The organism is Nocardia sp. BMG111209, assembly GCF_000381925.1.
Classification (GTDB): Bacteria; Actinomycetota; Actinomycetes; order Mycobacteriales; family Mycobacteriaceae; genus Nocardia.
Genome location: NZ_KB907307.1, coordinates 1294918 through 1316542, shown reverse-complemented (window position 1 = coordinate 1316542; position 21625 = coordinate 1294918). Strand labels below are relative to the sequence as shown.

23 protein-coding genes are annotated in these 21625 nt (G+C 68.6%); 14 read left to right on the top strand and 9 right to left on the bottom strand.

The window, feature by feature from the left end; all coding sequences use genetic code 11:
* Positions 1-47 precede the first annotated feature (47 nt).
* From G361_RS0105900 to G361_RS0105885, 4 genes are all read left to right on the top strand, one after another.
* Positions 48-1061, top strand: a complete 1014-nt coding sequence (locus G361_RS0105900) for a sigma-70 family RNA polymerase sigma factor (RefSeq protein ID WP_196814424.1) — start codon at positions 48-50, stop codon at positions 1059-1061.
* 40 nt (positions 1062-1101) lie between these two features.
* Positions 1102-2112 carry an SMI1/KNR4 family protein gene (locus tag G361_RS0105895; protein ID WP_019926137.1) on the top strand — a complete coding sequence of 337 codons (1011 nt, stop codon included), beginning with the start codon at positions 1102-1104 and terminating at the stop codon, positions 2110-2112.
* A gap of 61 nt (positions 2113-2173) precedes the next feature.
* Positions 2174-2740, top strand: coding sequence for a TetR/AcrR family transcriptional regulator (locus G361_RS0105890; RefSeq protein WP_019926136.1), 567 nt, complete (start codon positions 2174-2176; stop codon positions 2738-2740).
* A gap of 213 nt (positions 2741-2953) precedes the next feature.
* Entirely contained in the window at positions 2954-4024 is a 1071-nt protein-coding gene (locus G361_RS0105885; RefSeq protein WP_019926135.1) for a hypothetical protein, read from the top strand.
* A 54-nt stretch (positions 4025-4078) separates the two neighbouring features.
* Here the strand turns inward: G361_RS0105885 and G361_RS0105880 are convergent, their stop codons facing one another.
* Genes G361_RS0105880 through G361_RS0105870 form a run of 3 tightly spaced genes read right to left on the bottom strand, consistent with a single transcriptional unit; the run spans position 4079 to position 6464 of the window.
* Positions 4079-4852, bottom strand: a complete 774-nt coding sequence (locus tag G361_RS0105880; protein ID WP_231386788.1) for an SDR family oxidoreductase — start codon at positions 4850-4852, stop codon at positions 4079-4081.
* A 40-nt stretch (positions 4853-4892) separates the two neighbouring features.
* Complete coding sequence (locus G361_RS0105875; RefSeq protein WP_019926133.1) at positions 4893-5393, bottom strand: nuclear transport factor 2 family protein; 501 nt, start codon at positions 5391-5393, stop codon at positions 4893-4895.
* An 18-nt stretch (positions 5394-5411) separates the two neighbouring features.
* The gene (locus G361_RS0105870; RefSeq protein WP_019926132.1) at positions 5412-6464 is read right to left on the bottom strand and encodes a zinc-binding dehydrogenase; all 1053 of its coding nucleotides are present in this window, start codon (positions 6462-6464) and stop codon (positions 5412-5414) included.
* Positions 6465-6632: 168 nt separating this feature from the next.
* On the opposite strand from G361_RS0105870, the gene G361_RS0105865 reads away from it, so the two are divergent.
* The 7 genes from G361_RS0105865 (at position 6633) to G361_RS0105835 (ending at position 12715) form a co-directional block, all read left to right on the top strand.
* Positions 6633-7229 carry a TetR/AcrR family transcriptional regulator gene (locus G361_RS0105865; RefSeq protein WP_019926131.1) on the top strand — a complete coding sequence of 199 codons (597 nt, stop codon included), beginning with the start codon at positions 6633-6635 and terminating at the stop codon, positions 7227-7229.
* Positions 7230-7576: 347 nt separating this feature from the next.
* Positions 7577-8644, top strand: a complete 1068-nt coding sequence (locus G361_RS0105860) for a phosphotransferase family protein (RefSeq protein ID WP_019926130.1) — start codon at positions 7577-7579, stop codon at positions 8642-8644.
* Positions 8645-8786: 142 nt separating this feature from the next.
* Entirely contained in the window at positions 8787-9056 is a 270-nt protein-coding gene (locus G361_RS0105855) for a hypothetical protein (RefSeq protein WP_019926129.1), read from the top strand.
* A 49-nt stretch (positions 9057-9105) separates the two neighbouring features.
* Positions 9106-9951: a slipin family protein gene (locus tag G361_RS0105850; protein WP_019926128.1), complete on the top strand. Its 846-nt coding sequence runs from the start codon at positions 9106-9108 to the stop codon at positions 9949-9951.
* The gene (locus G361_RS51710; RefSeq protein WP_019926127.1) at positions 9948-10124 is read left to right on the top strand and encodes an RGCVC family protein; all 177 of its coding nucleotides are present in this window, start codon (positions 9948-9950) and stop codon (positions 10122-10124) included. Before G361_RS0105850 ends, G361_RS51710 begins: the two co-directional genes overlap by 4 nt.
* 7 nt (positions 10125-10131) lie before the next feature.
* Positions 10132-10278: a DUF6307 family protein gene (locus G361_RS50195; protein ID WP_019926126.1), complete on the top strand. Its 147-nt coding sequence runs from the start codon at positions 10132-10134 to the stop codon at positions 10276-10278.
* Between the two features lie 190 nt (positions 10279-10468).
* On the top strand, positions 10469-12715 hold the full coding sequence (locus G361_RS0105835) for an MMPL family transporter (RefSeq protein ID WP_019926125.1): 2247 nt from the start codon (positions 10469-10471) through the stop codon (positions 12713-12715).
* On the opposite strand, the gene G361_RS0105830 is transcribed toward G361_RS0105835, so the two are convergent.
* Together G361_RS0105830 and G361_RS0105825 are read right to left on the bottom strand one after the other, a co-directional pair.
* Entirely contained in the window at positions 12693-14642 is a 1950-nt protein-coding gene (locus G361_RS0105830; protein WP_019926124.1) for an NAD(P)/FAD-dependent oxidoreductase, read from the bottom strand. The genes G361_RS0105835 and G361_RS0105830 overlap by 23 nt on opposite strands.
* 39 nt (positions 14643-14681) lie before the next feature.
* Positions 14682-15548, bottom strand: coding sequence for an SDR family NAD(P)-dependent oxidoreductase (locus G361_RS0105825; RefSeq protein ID WP_026342742.1), 867 nt, complete (start codon positions 15546-15548; stop codon positions 14682-14684).
* A 103-nt stretch (positions 15549-15651) separates the two neighbouring features.
* Here G361_RS0105825 and G361_RS0105820 point away from each other — a divergent pair, with 103 nt between their 5' ends.
* Positions 15652-16566 (top strand): alpha/beta hydrolase, encoded by a 915-nt coding sequence (locus G361_RS0105820; RefSeq protein ID WP_019926122.1) that lies wholly within the window; start codon positions 15652-15654, stop codon positions 16564-16566.
* Between the two features lie 419 nt (positions 16567-16985).
* On the opposite strand, the gene G361_RS46675 is transcribed toward G361_RS0105820, so the two are convergent.
* Together G361_RS46675 and G361_RS0105810 are read right to left on the bottom strand one after the other, a co-directional pair.
* Positions 16986-17402, bottom strand: coding sequence for a hypothetical protein (locus tag G361_RS46675; protein ID WP_019926121.1), 417 nt, complete (start codon positions 17400-17402; stop codon positions 16986-16988).
* Positions 17403-17537: 135 nt separating this feature from the next.
* Complete coding sequence (locus G361_RS0105810) at positions 17538-18170, bottom strand: glyoxalase (protein ID WP_019926120.1); 633 nt, start codon at positions 18168-18170, stop codon at positions 17538-17540.
* 915 nt (positions 18171-19085) lie between these two features.
* On the opposite strand from G361_RS0105810, the gene G361_RS49145 reads away from it, so the two are divergent.
* Both G361_RS49145 and G361_RS0105800 read left to right on the top strand, forming a co-directional pair.
* Positions 19086-19235: a hypothetical protein gene (locus G361_RS49145; protein ID WP_019926119.1), complete on the top strand. Its 150-nt coding sequence runs from the start codon at positions 19086-19088 to the stop codon at positions 19233-19235.
* Between the two features lie 2 nt (positions 19236-19237).
* The gene (locus G361_RS0105800) at positions 19238-19888 is read left to right on the top strand and encodes a UbiX family flavin prenyltransferase (RefSeq protein WP_019926118.1); all 651 of its coding nucleotides are present in this window, start codon (positions 19238-19240) and stop codon (positions 19886-19888) included.
* A 215-nt stretch (positions 19889-20103) separates the two neighbouring features.
* Here the strand turns inward: G361_RS0105800 and G361_RS0105795 are convergent, their stop codons facing one another.
* Both G361_RS0105795 and G361_RS0105790 read right to left on the bottom strand, forming a co-directional pair.
* Entirely contained in the window at positions 20104-20919 is an 816-nt protein-coding gene (locus tag G361_RS0105795) for a class I SAM-dependent methyltransferase (RefSeq protein ID WP_019926117.1), read from the bottom strand.
* Between the two features lie 34 nt (positions 20920-20953).
* On the bottom strand, positions 20954-21601 hold the full coding sequence (locus G361_RS0105790) for a response regulator transcription factor (RefSeq protein ID WP_019926116.1): 648 nt from the start codon (positions 21599-21601) through the stop codon (positions 20954-20956).
* Between the last annotated feature and the right edge of the window lie 24 nt (positions 21602-21625).

Genomic DNA, 21625 nt, shown 5'->3' with positions numbered 1-21625 from the left:
CGGCTCCCCGCAGGACGAACGAAAGGCGAGAATGTATGCCGATGCCGATGGACACGACGGACCTGATCGCGCGGGCCCGGGCCGGCGATCACGACGCGTTCCGCGATCTGGTCGCGGGCCACTCGCACGAGTTGCAGGTGCACTGTTACCGCATTCTCGGATCGCTGCAGGACGCCGAGGACGCACTCCAGGAGACGCTGGTGTCCGCCTGGCGTAACCTCGGCGAATTCGGCCGGCGGTCCTCGCTGCGCACCTGGCTCTACAAGATCGCGACCAATCGCTGCCTGGACAAGCTGCGCGCGGACAGTCGACGACCCCGCATCGCCGCCCCGTATCCCGAGGACGCCCTGCCCGAATCCGCCGGCGCCGGCGACGCCCCGCCGTGGCTGGAGCCCTATCCCGACGCCCTGCTCGATCAACGGCCCGGACCGGAGGCCCGCTACGACCTCACGGAGGCCATCTCGCTGGCTTTCGTCACCGCCCTGCAACTGCTGCCGCCGCGCCAGCGGGCCGTGCTGGTCCTGCGCGACGTGCTGGGCTACCACGCCGCCGAAGTGGCCGAGATGCTCGATGCCACAAGCGAATCCGTGCACAGCGCGCTCAAACGTGCGCGGGCCGCGGTCGACGACCACCTGGCCGACTCCGGTGGCCGGGCGACAGCGCGGCGACCCGACACCGCCGCCGAGCATCGGCTCGTCGCCAGGTTCACCGACGCCATGCAACGTGCCGATCTGGACGCCCTGATCGACCTGCTCGTCACGGATGTGCGACTGTCCATGCCCCCGGCCATGCTCGAATACCGCGGTATCGAATCGGCCCGGCTTCTGCTGGCCGCCACCACTTTCCGGCCCGGCCGCCGCTACCGTGTGATACCCACCCGCGCCAACGGCCAGCCGGCCTTCGGCCTGTATCCGGCGGACCCGCACACCGGTGTCCACCGCGCGTACGCGCTCGTGGTCCTCACCATCGCCGGCGACCGTATCGCCGCCATCACCGGCTTCTTCGACACCACCGTCATGGCGCGCTTCGGCCTACCCCGGACCCTCCCCGGCGCGGATTGACAGACTGTGTGGCGAAAGGGATTTCGGAAGGAGTTCGGGAATGCACGAGTCGGTCGCGCGGCTGCGGGGAATCATGGCGCCGTCACCGCTGCCCGCGGCGGTGCCGCCGCCGTGGGACGACATCGAATCGGCCTGTGGAGTCCGGCTGCCGTCGGACTATCGGGATTTCATCGACAACTACGGGAACGGCCGGATCGCCGATCTGCATGTGCTGTACCCGGTCTCGCGCCGGAGCAACGGTCAGGTCCGGCTCACCTCGCTGATCGACAATGCGCAGGGCCTGATCGCCGACGAGGTGTTCCACGAGGACGACGAGGACGGCAATCCGCTGGTCGGCTATCCGGCGCCGGGAGGTCTGCTCCAGTGGGGCGGTAGTACCGGCGGCGATATGTTCTTCTGGGTCACCGAGGGTGCGGATCCCGACGGGTGGACGGTGCTCGCACATCTGCACGGGCCCGCGATCTGGACGAGATACGACGGCACCATGACCGACTTCCTGATCGGACTCGTGACCGGTGAATACCGTTATGCCCGTTCGGTATCGAACCCACCGGTCGCGCGGTGGACGATGATCGGTGATTGGACCCATCGCTACGGCGGGCCGCCGTCCGCCTCCCTCCACGGTGGCGACGATCGGGCCGGGGTGCGGCTCAGCGCGGGTGCGCCGCTGCCGTGGGACCGGGTCAGCGTCTCCGGTGGTGACCAGGACGTCTTCGGACGCACCGGCGAGGTTGTCCCGCTGATCGCCGCCGACGGCGCGACGGTCCGGCTCGGCGGCGGCGGTCTCGCGCCGGGTATCGCCTATCGACTGTTCGCCTGGGCGCGGACGGACGCGGACGCCGAGGCCGATCTGCTCGAAATAGAGTGCGACGGAGCGATTGTCGCACGCGGAGAACTGTCGGACTCACCGACGACGCGCATGGTGGAGACCCGGATTCTCGTCGCCGCGAACGCGCCGGATGCGGTGGTCCGGATCCGGGTCCGCAGCAGCAAGCCCGCGGTGAAGTTGCCCAGCTTCTACCTGACCATCAACGGGACGCTGGGGGATTGACCGGAATCCGAGTCGGCCAAAACCGGATAGCCCTCTCCGGTTTGATGCTAGGGTCGTGTGTGTGACATCACAGCCGCGAGTCAACCGCGGACCTGCGGCGGCCGCGGAGAACCGCGCGGCGCTGGTCGCGGCCGCCAGAGAGGTGTTCGCCGAGGAGGGCTACACCGCGTCGATGGCGCGGGTGGCGCGCGTGGCCGGCGTCGGGCAGGCCAGCCTGTACCGGCACTTCCCGACCCGGGAGACCATCGCGCTGGCCGTGTTCGAGGACGATGTCGACCTCCTCGAGCAGCGGGCCGCCGGGCCGGGCACCACCCTCGACGAGGTCATGGTGATGATCATCGAGCAGCTGGCCGCGTCGGCGGCGTTCATGGCGATGCTCGAACCCTCCAGTCCCGACCCGCAATTGGCGCGGATCGGGTTGCGGTTCAACACCCTGCTCGCCACCAAACTCGCCGACGAACGATTACGGGTGGGCTTCCGCCGCGACGTCACCCCGCAGGATCTGTTCCTCGCGGTGGGCATGGTGGCGGCGATGGTACTGAGGACGGCGCCCCCGACGCGACTGGTCGTCGCCGAGGAGTGCTGGCGCCTGCTGGTCCGCGGCCTGCACGACGCACCGGACCGCTGATCCGCCCGAAAATCGAATATGCGGTCGTGAAATATCCGCGCACCATTTCATTTCGGTGCCGCGGACTTTCTCCGTGCGAATTTTCGAGGCCGTCGCACCGGCCGTGAGTATATTCGGACAGATCCAAGAATGTTGTTCTTTATTTCCGGGAAGTCGGTTACCGTCGAGAGCGGCCGATATCTGCGGCCACGAAACGGATGTGACGAGAGAGTTATGACTGCCACCACCCCCGAACAGGCCGTATCACCGCGCAACCTGCGCGTCGCGCAGTGGGCGACCGGGACCATCGGCACGCACGCACTGCGGTCGGTCATCGAACATCCGGATATGACCCTGGTCGGGCTGCGGGTCTATTCGGACGGTAAACAAGGCAGCGACGCAGGCACCTTGTCCGGACTGGACACCGTGACCGGCGTGACCGCCACGGCTGATATCGAGACCATTCTCGCGGCGAAACCGGACTGCGTCCTGTATATGCCGATCCTGTGCGATCCGGACGATCTGTGCCGATTGCTCGCCGCCGGTGTCAACGTGGTCACCACCTGCGGTGATTTCCACAATCCCGGCACCATGGATCCGGCCCTGCGCGAACGGGTGGAGACCGCGTGCGCGACGGGCGGAACGTCGGTGTACAGCACCGGCAGCAGCCCCGGGTTCATCACCGAGGCGCTGCCGCTGGTGCTCGCCTCGGTCCAGCGCCGGCTGAATCATCTGACCATCAACGAGTACGCGGACGTGTCCCGGCGGGACTCGCCGATCATGATCTTCGACATCATGGGATTCGGCCGTCCCGCAGGCGCTTTCGACGAGAACATGCTCGGCTACATCGCCGGGAACTTCGGCCCGTCGCTGCGGCTGCTCGCCGAAACCCTCGGCCGCCCACTGGATTCGGTCGAATCCCGCGGAGAATTGGCCACCGCCACCCACGACGTCACCGTGGCCGCCGGCAAGATCGAGGCGGGCACCGTTGCGGGCCTGCGGATCACCGTCACCGGCATCTCCGGCGGCCGGCCGCTGATGACCTTCACCGCCAACTGGTACTGCACCACGGATCTGGACCAGCAGTGGGCCCTGCGCGGCGACGACGGCTGGCACGTCCATGTCGACGGCGATGCCCCCCTCGACGTCGACATCCGTTTCCCGGTGGCGCCGGACCGGCTGCCGGCGGTATCCCCGGGTTACACCGCGAACCGGGCCGTGAACGCGGTCGCCGCGGTGTGCGCGGCGGCGCCGGGCATCCGCACCACCGCCGATCTGCCGCACATCGTCACCACCCTGGCCTGACGCCCCCGCTGCCGGGCCGAGGTGTGATCGCCTCGGCCGGTAGCGGATTCGTGGTCAGTGCCGGGGCGCGCTCATCGCGAGCACCGCACTGCGCCGGTCCAGCGAGCCGAACGGTGAACCACCGGTGGGGTTCTCGCTGCCGTAGATCCAGGTGGGCCCGTCGGCGAGATGGTCCAGGGCCTGCTCGGCGACATCGTGCGGATCGGCCAGGGCACGATCGCCGGGGTCCATCGTCCGGTGCAGCGAGGGCGTGTCGGTGGCGCCGAGAACCAGCGACAGGACATGTACGCCGGTGTCGCGCCACTCGGCCCACAAGCCTTCGCCGAGAACGAGATCGAAGGCCTTGGTGGCGCCGTACGAGGACAGCGTGCGCCCGCCGGCCCACGCCGCGCCGGAGGTGATGAGGACCACCGCACCGCGGCCGCGGGCGACCATGGGGCCGCCGAAGCGATAGGCGGCCTCCAGCACGCTGATGCAGTTGCGGTGCACCAGGGAACGGTGATCGTCGAGGGTGCGCTCGAGGAATTCGGCGCTGCGGGTGTCCGCACCCGCGTTGTAGACGAGCATCCCGATCTCGAGGTCGGCGGTGGCCCGTTCCAGGTCGGCGATCGCGGTGTCGCCGGCCAGATCCAGGGTCACCGTGCGGACCTGCACGGGATACTCCGAGGTGACGGCGGCGGCGCACTCGTCGAGGACCGCGGCGCGGCGGGCGACGAGGACGAGGTTCATGCCGCGCGCGGCGAGACCGTGCGCGAACGCGGCGCCGACACCGTCGGAACCGCCCGCGATCACCGCCCAGGAACCGTAGCTGCGGGAGAAGTCGGTCACGATATATCCTTTCACGAGACCTGCTGTGCGAGTGCGTATTTCAGTTGTCCTTGGCGGGCGCCAGCATCTCGCGGTGGTCGGCGGTGCCGTCGAGGTTGGCGTTGATCCGTTCGCTGACCCGCCAGCCGTCCGGGGTGCGGACCCAGGTCCAGGTGTTGGCCGAGACGCGGGCGACCCAGAACCGGTCGGCGTCCGCGTCCCAGCGGATGTTGAGGGCGTAGCTGCGTCCGGTGGCCCGATCGCCGTCGATCTCGATGTGCGGCACGGTCAGCACGTGTGCGCATCCGTTGTGGATCAGGCTCTGATGCCCGGCGCCGTGCACCATCGCCCGGATGTCGGCCCGGCCCTGCATGGTGAGCTGCGGTACGGCGGCGAAAAGGCCGTCCTCGGTCCACAATTCGGCCGCGGCGTCACCGGACCCGCTGTCCACCGCGGGCCCGTACCGGGCGACCAGCTGGCCGATCTCCCGGTGGTCCTCCAGTTCTCGCACGCGCTCGGTCAGCGCCGCGACCGCGGCACGCAACTCTTCGATCTCACTCATGTTCGCTCCTCGGCACTTTCAGGGGACGACGACGATGCGGGCGGGGCCGGCGGCATCGCGGGCGGCATCCAGCGCCGCGGGTACCTCGCCGAGCCCGACCGTGGCACCGAGCATCGGGGTGACGTCCAGCCGTCCGGAGCAGACCGCCTCGAACGCGTCGTCCCAGTGCGCGGGCAGGGGACCACCGCCGAACTGGATGTTCAGGCCCTTACGTTTCGCCGTCAGGGTGTTGAGATGCTCGCCACCGGGGGGCCCGCCGACGGAGTAGACCCGGGTCCCGTACCGGCACCCGGTGATGATCGAATCCAGCACGCCGGGCACACCGACACATTCGAACACCACACACCCGGGTCCGCCGGCCGCGACCAGATCCGAAACCGATTGCGCGGCACCGGCAGCCACCTCACCCCAGGCCCGGAAGGGAGCGACCTCCGCCGGATCGACCAGGACGTGCGCCCCCATCGCCCGCGCGGTCTCCCGCCGCGAGGCCACGAAATCGACCGCCACGATCGGCCCGACGCCGAGCGCCGCCAGATGCGCGATCACCGACAACCCGATCGCGCCGCACCCGATGACCAGCGGCACCTCCCGGGTCGTGACCTGCGCGCGAGCGGCCGCCGACCAGCCGACCGAGATCGCGTCGGCGACGCAGACGATCTCGCTGGGCAGATCCGACACCACCACCCGGGCCAGCGCCTCGTCCAGCAGCAGATATTCCCCGAACCCACCCGGCGCGTCCGGATTCTGCCCGATGATCCTGCGGCCGTGGGCAGTTCGCAGAATCGGCAGGGAACTCACCCGGGTCCCCAGCGGGATCCGCCGCTCGGTATCGGGCCCGTAGCCGATGACCTCCGCACAGTATTCGTGGCCCATCACGATGTCGACGTCCCGGTCGTAGGTCGACATGCCACTGTCGTCGTCGGCGCCGGCCTCCGGATGGTCCATGAAATGCAGGTCCGAGGCGCAGATACCGCACGCCAGCGACCGCACCAGCAACTGCCCCGGACCCGGTACCGGATCGTCGATCACCCGCGTCTCGACCCGGCCGCCACGCAGAACCGCCGCACGCATAGTCGTCTCCTTCTCGCGGGACAACTCTTCCCGCAGGCCTCGACCATAACCACACACCCACCGAATACGGAAGAGAGTCTCCTATAAGTTACAGGAGACAGAGTACCGATTCATACACTCTGACCTGCAACTTGCCGTCCCGATCAGGAACCGGTTACGGTAGGACCCATGCCGTATCCGCAACAAGTCGGCCGCCCGCGCGACACCAGCATCGATGACCGCGCCCTCGCCGCCGCACGGGTCCTGTTGGTGGAGCGCGGATTCGAGGCCACCACCATGCAGGCGATCGCCGAACGGGCCGGGGTGCACGCCTCGGCCCTGTATCGGCGCTGGCCGTCGCGCATCGAACTGATCGAGGACGCGGCCTTCCCCGCCGCCGCCCCGGTCGAGGTCGCCCCCACCGGAGATCTGCGCCGCGACCTGCGCCGATTCATCCGCGCCTACATCGCCGTATTCGGCGAACCCGCCGCACGCGTCGCCGCCGCCGGTCTGCTCGCCCACCACCGCACCTCCGACAAACCCGGCGCCCCCTCGGTCTACCTGCGGGTATCCGCTCGCCCGCAGTTCCGTGCCATCGTCAGCGCCGCCCCGGCAGGCGGTATCGACCCCACGATCGACCCCGACGACGTCTTCGACATGCTGCTCGGCGCGATCTGGACCCGCGTCGTCCTGTTCACCGTCACCACCCGCCAACGACCGATCGAACGAACCGTCGACATGGTGCTCCGCATGCTCAGACCGATCCCACCCCCCGCCCACCCGTGAACCGAACCGCCCACGGCCACCCGTTCGGCCCCGCACAGGCGCCACCGCCGCCCGCGCCGCAGGCCTGTTCCTCGTCACCGTCCCCTCACTACCCGGCAGCACCATCGACCACGATCGGCTGCTCCCGACCCTGAACGACCCCACCCTGCTCGCGTGGGCCGGTGCGTTGTCGCCGATCACCGAGCCGCACTGAGGATTCCGGGACCGTCGACCATCCGGATACGCCGGCAACACTTCCCGGCCGGTTTGAGCGGTCGCCCAAGTATTGTCGGTGGCGCGTGCGGTGGGCCGTTCCCGGTCGATCGCGGCGGTATCGACCGAAGGCGCGACCACTGAGGAGCGGAAACATGTCCGGAACGAGTACGGTGCCGAATATCGAGCCGCCGGTCGGACCGTCCGGGGATTCGGCGGTCGCTGTGGTGGACGATGCGGCGCTGGCCGGATGGCTCACGGCACTCGGGGTGGCGCATCGCGGTCCGTTCCGTGGCGAACGGATCGGGCTCGGGCAGTCGAATCTGACCTATGTGGTCACCGATGCCGACGGGCGGCGGTGGGTGGTGCGCCGGCCGCCGCTGGGCACGTTGCTGGCGTCGGCGCACGACGTGGTCCGGGAGGCCCGCATCCTGAGCGCCGTCGCCGGAACCGCGGTGCCGGTCCCACGGGTACTCGGGGTGCTGGAGCACGCGACCGTGCCGATGGTGCTGATGGAATTCGTCGAGGGGACGGTCATCGACCGCCCCGACATCGCCGCCGCGCTGCCGGCCGAGCAGCGCCGGGCCGCCGGAATCGCGTTGCCGCGCACCCTGTCCGACATCCATGCCCTCGATCTGGAACGGATCGGACTGGCCGACCTGGCGAGTCACAAGCCGTATGCGCAACGGCAGCTGACCCGTTGGGCACGGCAGTGGGAACAGTCGAAGACCCGGGAGTCGCCGAAGCTCGACCGGCTCACCGAACGCCTGCGGGCCGCGATCCCGCCGCAGCACGAGATCACGTTGGTACACGGCGATTTCCACATCCGCAATGTGATCACCGAGCCGCGCGCCGGAACCATCACGGCGGTACTGGACTGGGAATTGTGCACGCTCGGTGATCCGCTCGCCGATCTCGGCAGCCTGCTCGCCTACTGGCCCGAGCCGGGCGAACGTCCCGGCGACAGCTTCGGCGTCTGCGCGCTGCCCGGATTTCCGAACCGCGAGGAGCTCGCCGCGGAGTACTTCGCTTGCAACGGAAGGGATCCGGGTGCGCTGAGGTTCTGGCACGCGCTCGGCCTGTGGAAGGTCGCGATCATCCGCGAAGGGGTGGTGCGCCGCGCCCGTGACAGCGCGGGCAACCGCGCGGCGGCCGGTGTGCCGACCACCGCCGGGGTCGATGCGCTGATCGACGCCGCGACGGCCGTGGCCGCCGGACTGTGAGCGCACACACCTTCACCATCGGCAGCGCCGACGGCACTCCCGACAGCGAAAGGCCGAATACGACGATCCCGTCTGTCTACGTTGTAGACATACGACGTGGACGCTCCTATACTCGCAGGTAACGCGAGCGACTGGAGTTGTCATGATCGTCCTCATCGGACTGATCGTCTTGGTCATGGGTGCCATCGGGCTGGGCGGGCTGGGTCTGCTGCTGGCAGGGCAGCGCCGCACCGCCCGTCGCGGCACCACCGCACACCGTGCATTCGAGCGGTCCGAGCGGGACGCGACCGCATTGGCGCGTGACCGGGACGAACATGCCGGTGGCTCGCGTCATATCCGCACGACGCCGAGCTGGCGGGACCGCCTGGAGCGCTGGACGGCCGCGGCGCCGGAGAAAGAGGCTGCGAAATGAGCATCGGAACGGCGAACCCGCCCAGCGCGACGAATGCGAGGACGGGTCCGTGCAAGCATTCATCGTGATCGTCGTGATCGTCGCCGTGGTCGCGCTGATCCTGCTGGCCATGTCGATCAAGGTCGTCGCACAGTACGAGCGGGGGGTGCTGTTCCGCCTGGGGCGTGTGGTCGCGGTGCGGGAACCCGGATTGCGATTCATCATTCCCGTCATCGACCGGCTGTCGAAAGTGTCGCTGCGGATCATCACGATGCCGATCCAGTCGCAGGGCATCATCACCCGCGACAACGTCAGCGTCGATATTTCCGCGGTCTCCTATTTCCGGGTCGTCGATGCGGTGAAATCGGTGGTGGCCATTCAGGACGTCTACGCCGCCATCAATCAGATCGCGCAGACGACCCTGCGCAAGGTGGTCGGACGCCACACCCTGGACGAGGCGTTGTCCGATACCGACGACCTCAATGCCGGTATCCGGGAGATTCTCGACACCACCACGCTCGAATGGGGCATCGAGGTCACCCTCGTCGAACTGAAGGATATCCAGCTGCCCGACAGCATGAAACGAGCGATGGCCCGCCAGGCCGAGGCCGAACGCGAGAAGCGAGCCAAAATCATTGCCGCCGAGGGTGAATCGCTCGCCGCCGCCGCGCTCGGGGACGCCTCCGACACCATGATGGCGCATCCGCTGGCCCTGCAGTTACGCAACCTGCAGACCTTGATCGAGCTCGGTGTCGACAAGAACACCACCGTCGTGTTCCCCGCACCGCTGATGAGCACGATCGGCGAACTCGGCACCTTCCTCGCCCGCGAATCCGCCTCCGCCACCACTATCGCCGGGCCGTCCGAACCCGGCGCCGCCCTCCGTCCGGTCGACTCCGAAGTGGTACCGAATTGACTTCCTCACCCATTGCCCTGCTCGAATTCGATTGCCCGGCATGCGATCACACGCGCGCGGCACACGGGGACATCGGCTTGCGATTCTGCGCCGCGACCGTGAGCCGCGGATTGCAGCGCGAATGCGCGTGTGCCCGCGAGACCACCGACCAGATCACCTACTACCGCCGATAGGAACGAAATGACCATCGAAACACCGTACGAGCGCCGCGTCGGACGTGTCCGGGACGCCGTGCGCGCACATTCCGAACTGGACGACCGCTCCGCATCCGAACTCGCGGTCCACGTGCTGCACGCCCTCGACACCATCCCCGAGAAGATCCGCTGACCTGAGGCGGGTAGTCGGACACGCTCCCCGACCACCCGCCACACACGCGACCGCGCACGATCCGGTAACCGGTCCGTGCGCGGAATGTCACATCACAGTGCCGGAAGGGCGCGCGTAGCCCGGGGGCGCTCGGGGCAGTGCACAGTGGAAGCCGCGGATTCGGGCTCGCACTTCTCAGGAGGGGCACGTGATGTCGCGTTATCTGTATGCAATCGGCGCCTTCGCCTACCGTCGCCGGTGGTTGGTGTCGGGCATCTGGCTGGTGGTCCTCCTGGGGGTGGCCATCGCCGGGCTGACCGCCGGTGGCCGGCCGACGGACGATTTCACGATTCCGGGCACGGAGTCCCAGCGGGCCGTCGAACATCTGCGGCAGACGATGCCGGAGTACGGCGGCGCGCAGACCCAGATCGTGTTCGCCGCCGGCGAGGGCGCCAAGCTCTCCGATCCCGGTCTCGCCGCCGGGATCGGCGCCGCGATGGCCGGTCTGCCCGCGGTGCCGCACGTGGCCGCGGCGCTGAGCCCACAGCAGACCCGGCAGGTGTCACCCGACGGCCGCGTCGGGCTGGGCACGGTGCTGTGGTCGTCGCCGCCGGGTGAGGTGGACGAATCGGACCTGGACGCGCTGCGCGCGGCGATGAAGCCGGCCGAGGCGGCCGGCGCGCAGGTGGAGTACTCCGGCAGCGCCTATCCGGGTTATCAGGTGAAGGTGCCCGAGATTCCGGAGATCATCGGCGTCGTCGCGGCGTTCGTGATCCTGCTGATCACCTTCGGAGCCGTCGTGGCGGCCGGACTGCCGATCGTGACGGCCTGTGTCGGCGTCGGGATCGGCGCGCTCGGGATCTACGCGGCGGCCGCGGTGGTGCACATGCCGTCGGCGGCCCTGTCATTGGCGTTGATGCTCGGATTGTCGTGCGGGATCGACTACGCGCTGTTCATCCTGAACCGATATCGCAACAACATGCTCCGGCACGTCCCGCTGGGCGAATCGGCCGCGCTCGCGGTGGGCACCTCCGGCGGCGCGGTGGTGTTCGCGGCGGTCACCGTGATCATCGCGTTGTGCGGTCTGGCGGTGGTCGGCATCCCGTTCTTGACCTACATGGGTCTGGCCGCCGCGGGTGCGGTGCTGGTCGCCCTGCTGATCGCGATCACGCTGCTGCCGGCGCTGCTGGGTTTCGCGGGCGACAAGGTCGCGAAGTTCATCCGCACGCCGTTGCGGCCCGGCCGGGCCCGCCAGGTGGCCCGGACCGCCGCGTTCACCCCGGAGCGGACCCTGGGTGCCCGGTGGGCCCGCTTCGTGGTCCGGTTCCGGCTGCCGCTGATGCTCGCCGGCGCCGCGGTGCTGATCGTGGCGGGACTGCCCACGCTGGGTATCCATCTGGGACTGCCCAGCGGCGCGTCCCAGCCGGAATCCAACACCTCACGCCGCGCCTACGATCTCACCGCCGACCATCTCGGTCCCGGCTTCAACGGGCCGTTGCTGGTCGTGGTGGATCTGCCGGCGAATGCCGATCCCGCGACCGCCGTGCCCGCCATCGCGGCGAAGGTGCAGCGCGAGCCCGGCGTCCTCGCCGCGGCCCCCGGCCCGGTCCGGGGCAGCACCGCGTTGCTGCAGGTCATCCCCACCACCGGCCCGAACGACCCGGCCACCGCGGATCTGGTGCGCCGGATCCGGCACGATCGCGCGAACGTCGCGGCCGGCACCGGCGCGACACTCCAGGTGACCGGTACCACCGCCTCCAATATCGACACCTCCGACAAACTCGGCTCGGCGCTGCCGATCTTCCTGGTGGTCGTGGTCGGACTCGCGTTCGTGCTGCTCACCGTCGCCTTCCGCGCGGCGCTGGTACCGCTGACGTCCATCGTCGGGTTCCTGCTGTCGGTGTTCGCGGCGATCGGCATCCAGGTCGCGGTGTTCCAATGGGGCTGGGGCGCAGGACTTCTCGGCATCACGCCGGGGGAGACGATCAGCTTCCTGCCGATCATCGTGCTCGGTATCGTCTTCGGATTGTCCAGCGACTACGAGGTTTTCGTGGTCTCCCGGATCAAGGAGGAGTACGGCAGGTCCGGTGACGCGCAGGCCGCGGTTCGCAACGGCGTCGGGCTGTCCGCGCGGGTGGTCACCGCGGCGGCGCTGATCATGTTCGGCGTGTTCATCGCCTTCCTCGCCGCCGGGGATCCGATCATCAAGTCGATCGGACTGTCCCTCGCGGTCGGGGTGTTCCTCGACGCGTTCGTCGTGCGGCTCACCCTGATCCCGGCGGTCATGAGTCTGCTCGGCGACCGAATGTGGTTGCACTCCAGGTGGTTCGACAGGTTCGTGCCCGATTTCGACATCGAGGGCAACGCCCTGCAGTCCGACCGCGGGTCCGCCGGTGACGGCGGGGGCGGGCGGCACGAGGCGTCGCGCGTGACAGTCAGCCGAGGATCACCTCGCTGAAGTCGGGGGTGCGCAGCCGATGCCACATCTCGTTGCCGGGGAAGGGACAGTTCACCGCGGAGCGGCCGTGTGCGTTGGTGTAGTAGCTGCTCGCCCGGGAATCGGTGTAGATCTTGAACTTCTCGCGGGCGTCGAGCTCGTCGTTGTACCGCTGGTAGCCCGCGTCGGTGACGTCGACCGTACGGTGTTGCCCGCGTAGCAGTTCCGCGAGGCAGGTGAGCAGGAAGCGGGTCGCCATCTCCTGGTGATTGACCACGCCGAGCCCGCCGTAGGGGTTCATATTGGGTCCGTAGATCAGGAAGAAGTTCGGGAAACCGGGCAGCATCGTGCCGAGATAGGCGCGCGGGCCGTCCTTCTCCCACAACCGGTGTACCGAAAGTCCCTCGCGGCCCACGACATCCATCGGCCACAGGCATTCGTTGGCGCGGAAACCGGTGGCGTACACGATGATGTCGGCCTCGTGCTCGACGCCGTCGACGGTCCGGATGCCGGTGGCGGTGATGCGTTCGATCCCGTCGGTGGTGAGGGTGACGTCCTCGCGCATGATCGCGTCGTAGAAGTTGTCGTGCGAGTCGACCTGCACCGGCCGCGCCGAGAACGGCGGATGCGGCGGGATCATCTTCTCCGCCAGATCCGGCCGGTCGGCCAGCTTGCGGCGGATGAACGCGACCCGCTCGTCGCGGATCTGCTTGTTCACCGCGCTGCGCGCGTGCGGATCCCGGAACTCGGGGTCGATCTCGCGCAACGGCCCCGAAAGGTACGGGCCCAGCATCCAATTCGCGCGGAACCGCATGAAATGCGGGTGGTAGGGCAGATTCCGGTCGAGCCACCGCACCTGGTCAGGGAACGGCGAGAGGTAGCCGTCGTGCTCGAACAGCCACTGCGGGGTGCGCTGGAACACCTCGACGTGTCCGGCGAGCTTCGCCAGCTCGGGTACCAATTGCACACCGGAGCAACCGGTTCCGATCACCGCGACCCGCGCGCCGGTGACGTCCAGGCCCTCGGGCCAGCGAGCGGTGTGGAAGGCGGGCCCGCGGAAATCGTCCATACCGGGGATGTTCGGCAGGCTGGGCCGCGAGAGCAGCCCGACGGCGCTGATCACCGCGTCGGCGGTGTGGACCTGCCGGCCGCCGGGCCCGGTCGCCACGATCTCCCAGGTGGCGGTGTCCTCGTGCCAGGTGACGGTCTGCACCTCGGTGTCGAAGACGATGTGCTCGCGGACACCGTATCGGTCGGCCAGCCAATCGAAGTAGCGCTGGTTCTCCGCCCGGGAGCACCACGGCGCCGCCATCTCGAAGTCGACCCCCAGGGCATGGGTGTAGGCGCGGCTGGGGGAATCGACCCGGGCGCCGGGATAGCGGTTCTCGAACCAGGTGCCGCCGACCCCGGAGTTCTTCTCCAGCACGGTGAATCGGATTCCGGCGTGCCGCAGTTGCACGGCCGCGTTCAATCCGCCCATACCGCTGCCGATCACGATCACCGAGAAATCCGCGAGCCGCTCCGGCGGCGGTTGCGGCGACCAGTCCAGGCCGCGGGCCCACGGATCGATTGCGAGTTCCTCCACCCACAGGTCGACGTCCTCGGGCGGTAGTTCCGCCACGCCACCGGCCAGTGCCAGGCTGCGGGGGATCCGGTCGAGCGGGCCGGGATCGATCGATCCCGCGCCGGAATCGCGGTGGCGCTTCAGGAAACGCGCGGCCTCGGCCCGCAGCAGCGCGACATCCGCCGGATCGGTCAACCCGAAGCCGAGATTCCCGCCGATATAACCGGGTACCGGCCCGATCGTCGTGGCCGCGATCGCCTCGTCGCCGGTGAGCTGGAACAGCAGGCCCCGCAACACCATCGGGTCCGCGTACCCGACCGCGTCGTCGATCTGCTCGTCGGTGGCGGCGTGCAGTTCACCGCGGATGTGCTGCTCGGCAACCATATTCGACTCCCTTGTCGTGAAACTTCGCGGTGGCGCCGCTCATTCGCCCGGGGCCGGCACCGCACGCAGGTGCGGCGCCATCATCAGCGGTGTCACCGTCGTCGCACCGGCGCCGACCGGCAGCACCACCCCGGTGATCCAGCGGGCCTCGTCGCTGGCCAGGAAGGTGGCGGCGCGGCCGACATCCCAGCCGTCACCGTTGGTGCCCAGCACCCCGGACGCCGCGGCCAGCCGCTGCCGGTACTCCGATTCGGCGTTCACGCCGACGACCGAGAACAACAGCGGGGTGGTGATGTGGCCGGGTGCGACGGCGTTGACCCGAATCCCCTGGCGCCCATGCGAATAGGCCATGTCGACGGTCAGTGCCTCGACCCCGCCCTTGGCGGCGGCGTAGGCGACGTAGTTGCCGCCGCGCGTCGCGGCGATCGACCCGATGTTGACCACCGCGCCGGAGCCCTCGGCGGCCATCACCGGAACCGCGGCCTGCGCGGCGAGGAACATGGTCTTCAGGCCGAGCCGGTGCACCCGGTCCCAGTCCTCCTCGCTGGTGTCGACGACGTTGCCGGCCACCGAGACCCCGATGTTGTTCACCAGGATGTCGACCGTCCCGAACGCGGCGACGGCGGCGTCGACCATGGCCGCACAGCCGTCGGCCCGGCTGGTGTCGCCGACGAACGGATGCGCGATACCGCCGCGGCCCCGGATGATCTCGCAGGTCTGCTCGGCGCGGTCACCGGCGATATCGGCGACCAGGACCGAGGCGCCCTCGTCGGCCAGCACGATCGCACAACCCCGGCCGGTCGCCATGCCCGGCCCCGGGGTGGAACCCGCGCCCGTGACGATCGCGACCTTACCCGCCACCCGGCCGCGCCGCGACGGGCCGGGACCGGTCGAATCCGTGTTCACCACAGGGAATCTAGATGAGACACCCATCTTCAAACAAGTAAATGCTTACTATTCATTGGCGGTCGGTCCGAGCTCCGGGCCGGCCACCGGAAGCGGAGATGTCATGAGCTATGCCTTCGATCCCGAGCTCGCCCCGTGGGTCGAGCTGATCCCGCGGCCCGACCTCAGCGATGTCGGGCGAGCGCGGGAGCTGGCCCGGCAGTTGGCGGCGCAACGGCCGCCGGTACCGGTGCCCGGCAACGTCACAGTCGCCGACGCCGACGCGGCGGGAGTGCCCGTGCGGATCTACACACCCGCCGACCGGCCGGTGCCGCATCCGGCGTTGCTGTACCTGCACGGCGGCGGATTCGTCACCGGCAGTGTGGAATCCGGGCACGAGGAGGCATTGCACCGGGCCGCGGACCTCGGCATCGTCACCGTATCGGTGGACTATCGCCTGGCCCCCGAACACCCCTTCCCGGCAGGGCTCGAGGACAGTTACGCGGCACTGGAATGGACCGCCGATCACGCCGGTGAACTGGGGATCGATCCCGGCCGGATCGCGGTCGGCGGCGACAGCGCGGGCGGCGGGCTCGCCGCGTCGCTCACCCAGCTGGTCCGTGCCCGGCGCGGACCGGCGATCCGCTTCCAGTATCTCGGCATCCCCGAACTCGACGACCGCCTCGACACCCCGTCCATGCTGGCCTTCCACGACACCCCGCTGTGGAATCGGCCGCTGGCGGAACTGAGCTGGACCTACTACCTCGGCGATGTCACCGAGCTGGACGGGGTCCCCGCGGCCCCCGCGCGGGCCGGGGACCTGACCGGACTGCCGCCGGCCTTCGTCGCGGTCTGTGAATTCGATCCGCTGCGCGACGAGGGACTGCGATATGCGCAGCGCCTGCTGGCCGACGGTGTGACCGTCGAATTACACCTGTATCCCGGGACCTTCCACGGCTGCGCGCTGGCCCGCGACGCCGCGGTCACCCGCCGGATGGCCGCCGACGCCGATGCCGCCCTGCGCCGGGCACTGGGGTGAACGATCAGCGTCCGACCGGGGTCTCCGGCCGCATCTCGTAGGACCGTTGCACGGTCTCGTGGCGGGTCCCGAGGCCGTCGGTGACCTTGCGTTCCCACGGCGCCCGCTGGAGTTGCTCGGTCTCCTCTCTCCCAGGTCTGGAACATGCGGTCGTTGAAACCGGTCAGGAACGGGCCCGGATTGACCGTGGCGACCTCGAACCCCGAACTCCTGCAATTCGTCGGCCATGGTCTCGGCGATGGCCTCGATCGCGTGTTTGGATGCCGAACAGAGACCGGTGAAGGGATTGACGTTGAGCCGCCGAAACCGCTGCCCGCGCCGGTGATCAGTATCCTGCGAAGCGCTGCATCGGACATGTCGAGAAGCGCCATTCTCTGTGCCGGCCGATTCGGCCGTTGCGAACGCGTCCGGGCGGTGGCTCAGGCCGGATGTCCCGTCCCGCCTCGTCCCCACCAGTGCCGCCGCTCGTGGCGGGTGGGTGGGTTCGCGAGGTCGGCGCGGGAGGTGGCGACCGGCTGATCCGCCCGGGCCATGGGATAGCCGCCGGTCGCGCCGTAGGGAACTCCGCTGCGGGCCTGCCCGAGTTCGAGCCGGGCCATGCGCTCGCGGCGGGCGGCGCCCCGGGCGCCGGCGAGGAGCAGGCTCAGACCGGCGAGTGCGACGGCTCCGACGACGATGCCGTAGAGAAACAGAAGTCCGGTCGATCCGGTGACGTGATAACCGAAGATACTGAAATCACCCTGTAATGCATGGGAGTCGCCGAGATTGGTCAGAACTCCCGCGACGCCGGCCACTGCGGCGATGATCAGGATGATGAGTCCGATGATGACACTCATGACTTTATCCTCGAATCTGTTGATCCCTCCGGTGAAAGCCCGACGATCTTGCTGTCCCTCCAGTAAACGCCGGTCGCCGGATCGGATCAACCGCCGTGACGCCCCGTGCGCACGGACGCGGATTCCGGGGCCGGGTCAGGCGGGGGTGATCTCCCATTCGAAGCCGTCCGGGTCGGCGAAGGCGCCGACGCCGCCGGTCAGGACGACCCGATGCGATCCGGAGCCCTCCGCCGGAACGCCGGCGTCCTTGGCCGCCGCGCGCCGGCCGTACAACGCGAGTTTGATCGTGGACGACGGGGTGTCGAATTCGACGTATTTACTGCCGAAGCTCTTGCCCGCGGCCAGACCGTGGTCGACATAGAACTGCTTGGTGTTCTTCACGTTCTCGACGCCGAGCAGGACGACGAAACTGTCGATCTCCCGGTTGGCCGGCGCGGTGTCCCTCTTCGCCGAGGTGGCGATTTTCCACAGCGTCCCGTCGGGCGCCTGCAGAACCGCGCCGTAACCCCAGAAACTCTTCTTGGCGGGTTTGATCACGGTCGCGCCGCCGGCGACGGCGGTGCCGACGAGGCTGTCGACGGTACTCGGCTGCGCGACGACCAGGGAGAGCACGAAGCCGCGGAATCCGGTGGTGGGGGCGTCGGAGGCCCGGACGCGGAGCCGGTCGCCGAGCCCGAAGGCGGCCTCGTAGAAGGCGGTGGCGGCGGTGGGGTCGGAAACTTCCAGGACGACGGAGTCGATGGTGGCTGCAGCGGTGATGTTGTTCATGGCTACGACGCTAATTCCGGCGGCACGACCGGCGCTTCTCGATTCCTGATCGGTTCGCGGCCCGTACCGCCGCGGGCCTCGGGCACGGGACCGCCCGCCGCGGATCCTGCGCGGCGGGCGGTCGGCCGGGTCTATGATGAGCAACGACTCTCGGGATGGCTCATGAGGGTCCTATCCGGTCGGTGGCCTGCTGACCAGCCACCGACCGGGCTCACAGTCCCCGGCGCCCAGCGCTCACAGCCCGATCAGGCCGAGCAGCGCTGCCAGCAATGCGCCGACGAATGTGATGATCATCGTCTTCACCCCCTCTCCCCATAGTTCTATCTTCGGTCGGGGCACCGATTGTGAATGTGTCCCACAGATACATAAAACACCTTTCGAAGCCTGGAGGTTATGAACTTCTCGATATTTACTGACAATTTGCTGAATCCTTTCCACGACGGGGTATAAACCGTACTGGACATTCCGAAAAATCGGGCGAATGCCTCCTTCGAGTACGACTCGGCAGAATTGGCTCCCGGAGCGGTGATCGCTGTGCGGAAATAATCCGAGGCCCGAATTCCTACCTGACACCGAGAAAAGGTGAGTGCCGATATTTCGCTCGAGCGACACTCGGTCCCACCCCAGGTAGGACCCGGTGCGAGGCCATCACCTGCTGGCGAACGGTCCGTCGCGCGTGGGTCACAATTCGCCGTCCGGCCGAGCTCGGTACCCCGTGCTACGAAAGTGTTCGGCGGGTCGCTGATTCGACCGTCGCGTACCGGGTAGTCGACGCGCGGTCCGCGCCCAGCGAATCGTCGGGAGGAGCGCGATGTTCGTCCAGCGGAAATTGCGGTTCGCGGTGCGCTCTCGGTTTCGTGCCCCGGCGGCGGTCGAAATACCGGCCGTGCCGCTACCGTCCGGATCGGGTGCGATATGAACACGGCCGACCCCACCCCGATCACCGATCCGCGGTCCACACTGGAACGGCTCCGCGCTCATCCCGGGCAACTGATCGAGACCGCCCAGACGCCGTGCCGGCAGGTGGTGCACCGCACCGACGCCCCCGACCTCGATCAGGAGTAGCCGTGACCACAACGACGAACGTTCCCGACCGGCTGATCGTGGGCATCACCGGCGCCACGGGCATCGTCTACGGCGCGCGTGCCCTGGACGTACTGCGCAGCCTCGGCATAGAGACGCATCTGATCGTGACCCGGGCCGCCGGCATCACCCGCGCCTACGAGACCGATCTGACCCGGCAGGATCTGAACGCCCGCGCGGACCAGGTCTGGAACATCAGCGATGTCGGTGCGCCGATGGCCTCCGGTTCGTTCCTCACCCGGGGCATGCTGATCGCACCGGCCTCGATGCGCACCGTGGGTGAGATCGCCACCGGCGTCTCGTCCTCGCTGCTGTCGCGCGCTGCGGATGTCGTGCTCAAGGAACGCCGCCGCCTGGTGCTGATGGTCCGGGAGGCGCCGCTGAACCTGATCCATCTGCGCAACATGGCGACCATCGTGGAGGCCGGTGGCACCATCTTCCCGCCGGTGCCCGCCTTCTACTTCCGGCCCACCACCATCGAGGACATCGTCGACCACTCCGTCGGCCGCGCCCTGGACCAGTTCGGTATCCACACCGACGTCTTCCCCCGCTGGGACGACGAACTACGCCACGCCGTGGCCCGCGAGGGCCTCGACAGCGACCACACGCTTCCCGCCGAGGACCCGCCGGACTGACCGGCGCGGCAGGATGAATACCCGTGTGTGCGGGCACATCACGCGCACGCGCGATGACGTGTCTCACACCGATGAACACCGCCGCGCCGGGTACGGCCGGAGGTGTGCCCGAAGTCGCCGGCACGCGAACCCGCGCAGCGCGTCCCGCCCGTCGCCGGAGCAGTCGCAGCGAGCCGGCTGACCCGGCCTCGTACGGACCCGCGAATACGGCGGGGTCAGAAGCGGAATTGCACGATGCGGGTGGACCGTCGCATGCCGGGTAGCAGATTCAGCAGGCGGAACATCCAGCGAATGTTGCCGGGCGCCTTGGCCATCAGGAGCGGGGAGTCGTTCATCGGCGCCTCGCCGACGTATTCCAGCCGCGGATCCCAGGTGGCCGGGATCGCCGGATCGTCGAAGCCGCTGTGGAAGCGGGTGTCGTACTTGCGCAGTGTGGGAAGCCAATTCGAACTGCGCCAGGCCCACACCGCCACCGTGTCGAACTGGATCTGCCCGGTGGGGAAGGCGTCGACGACGCCGATCAGCAACTGCCGCAGCTCGGTCTCGGTGAGATAGGGCACCAGGCCCTCGGCGATCATCAGCACCGGCCGGTCGCGCGGAATCCGTTGCAGCCAGGCCGGATCGGTGACGGCGGCGCCGATCAGCGTGTAGTGCTCGCGCGGCGGGAGCAGTTGCTGCCGCAGGTCGACGAGGGCCGGGTAGTCGAGGTCGTACCAGTCGACGGTCGGGGGCGGGTCGAGCCGGTACACCCGGGCGTCGAGGCCGCAGCCCAGATGCAGGACCACCGCATCGGGATGTTCGGCGAGGTAGTCGCGGGCCCAGTCGTCGTGCACCCGCGCCCGGACCACGGCGGCGAGGCCCAGCTGGACGGTGCCGAATCGGCCCTTGTCGTAGTCGGGGTCGAGGCGGCGCATCGTCCGCTCGGCGTATTCGTCGCCCAGGATCGGATCGGGTAGGAGATTGTCGAGCGCCTTCGCCCGCAGCACCGGCGCGGCGGTCTGCTGTACACCGACGAGTTCGGTATCGGCCATATCTGCCACGGTAATGGAATTCGCCCCCGACGGGTCAGTGCACACTGTCCTTGGCGCTGCGCAATTGCGAGGCGTAGACGGCGGCCTGGGTGCGGCGTTCCATGCCGAGTTTCGCCAGCAATCGGGAGACGTAATTCTTGACCGTCTTCTCCGCGAGGAACATGCGCTCGGCGATCTGCCGATTGGTCAATCCGTCGCCGAGCAGGTCCAGCAGTTTGCGTTCCTGCTCGGTGAGCCCGGCCAGCGGGCCGTTCGGCCGGGTGCTGCGCCGCAACCGGTCCATCAACGCGGCGGCGGCGCGATTGTCGAGCAGTGAGCGGCCGCTGCCGACCGCCTTGATCGCCGAGGCGAGTTCCATCCCCTTGATGTCCTTCACCACATAACCGCTGGCGCCGGCCAGAATGGCATCCATCATCGCCTGCTCGTCGGTGAACGAGGTCAGGATCAGGCACCGCAGATCGTCGAGTCTCGACAGTAGATCCCGGCACAATTCGATGCCGTTGCCGTCGGGCAGGCGCACATCCAGTACCGCGACATCCGGGCGCAGCACCGGAATTCGCGCCAGCGCACCGGCCACGTCACCGGCCTCGCCGGCGACGGTCAGTTCCGGGTCGCCGGCCAGCAGATCAACGAGGCCGCGGCGGACGATCTCGTGGTCGTCCACCAGGAAAACCTTGATCATGACGGATCCAATCCTCGGGAGGGT

Coding starts and splice junctions, on each gene's coding strand:
- G361_RS50195 (WP_019926126.1), top strand. CDS start 10,132: ATGACCATCGAAACACCGTACGAGCGCCGCGTCGGACGTGTCCGGGAC.
- G361_RS0105835 (WP_019926125.1), top strand. CDS start 10,469: ATGTCGCGTTATCTGTATGCAATCGGCGCCTTCGCCTACCGTCGCCGG.
- G361_RS49145 (WP_019926119.1), top strand. CDS start 19,086: ATGAACACGGCCGACCCCACCCCGATCACCGATCCGCGGTCCACACTG.
- G361_RS0105900 (WP_196814424.1), top strand. CDS start 48: ATGGACACGACGGACCTGATCGCGCGGGCCCGGGCCGGCGATCACGAC.
- G361_RS0105865 (WP_019926131.1), top strand. CDS start 6,633: ATGCCGTATCCGCAACAAGTCGGCCGCCCGCGCGACACCAGCATCGAT.
- G361_RS0105895 (WP_019926137.1), top strand. CDS start 1,102: ATGCACGAGTCGGTCGCGCGGCTGCGGGGAATCATGGCGCCGTCACCG.
- G361_RS0105870 (WP_019926132.1), bottom strand. CDS start 6,464: ATGCGTGCGGCGGTTCTGCGTGGCGGCCGGGTCGAGACGCGGGTGATC.
- G361_RS0105790 (WP_019926116.1), bottom strand. CDS start 21,601: ATGATCAAGGTTTTCCTGGTGGACGACCACGAGATCGTCCGCCGCGGC.
- G361_RS0105810 (WP_019926120.1), bottom strand. CDS start 18,170: ATGAACAACATCACCGCTGCAGCCACCATCGACTCCGTCGTCCTGGAA.
- G361_RS0105795 (WP_019926117.1), bottom strand. CDS start 20,919: ATGGCCGATACCGAACTCGTCGGTGTACAGCAGACCGCCGCGCCGGTG.
- G361_RS0105855 (WP_019926129.1), top strand. CDS start 8,787: ATGATCGTCCTCATCGGACTGATCGTCTTGGTCATGGGTGCCATCGGG.
- G361_RS0105860 (WP_019926130.1), top strand. CDS start 7,577: ATGTCCGGAACGAGTACGGTGCCGAATATCGAGCCGCCGGTCGGACCG.
- G361_RS46675 (WP_019926121.1), bottom strand. CDS start 17,402: ATGAGTGTCATCATCGGACTCATCATCCTGATCATCGCCGCAGTGGCC.
- G361_RS0105875 (WP_019926133.1), bottom strand. CDS start 5,393: ATGAGTGAGATCGAAGAGTTGCGTGCCGCGGTCGCGGCGCTGACCGAG.
- G361_RS0105830 (WP_019926124.1), bottom strand. CDS start 14,642: ATGGTTGCCGAGCAGCACATCCGCGGTGAACTGCACGCCGCCACCGAC.
- G361_RS0105885 (WP_019926135.1), top strand. CDS start 2,954: ATGACTGCCACCACCCCCGAACAGGCCGTATCACCGCGCAACCTGCGC.
- G361_RS0105820 (WP_019926122.1), top strand. CDS start 15,652: ATGAGCTATGCCTTCGATCCCGAGCTCGCCCCGTGGGTCGAGCTGATC.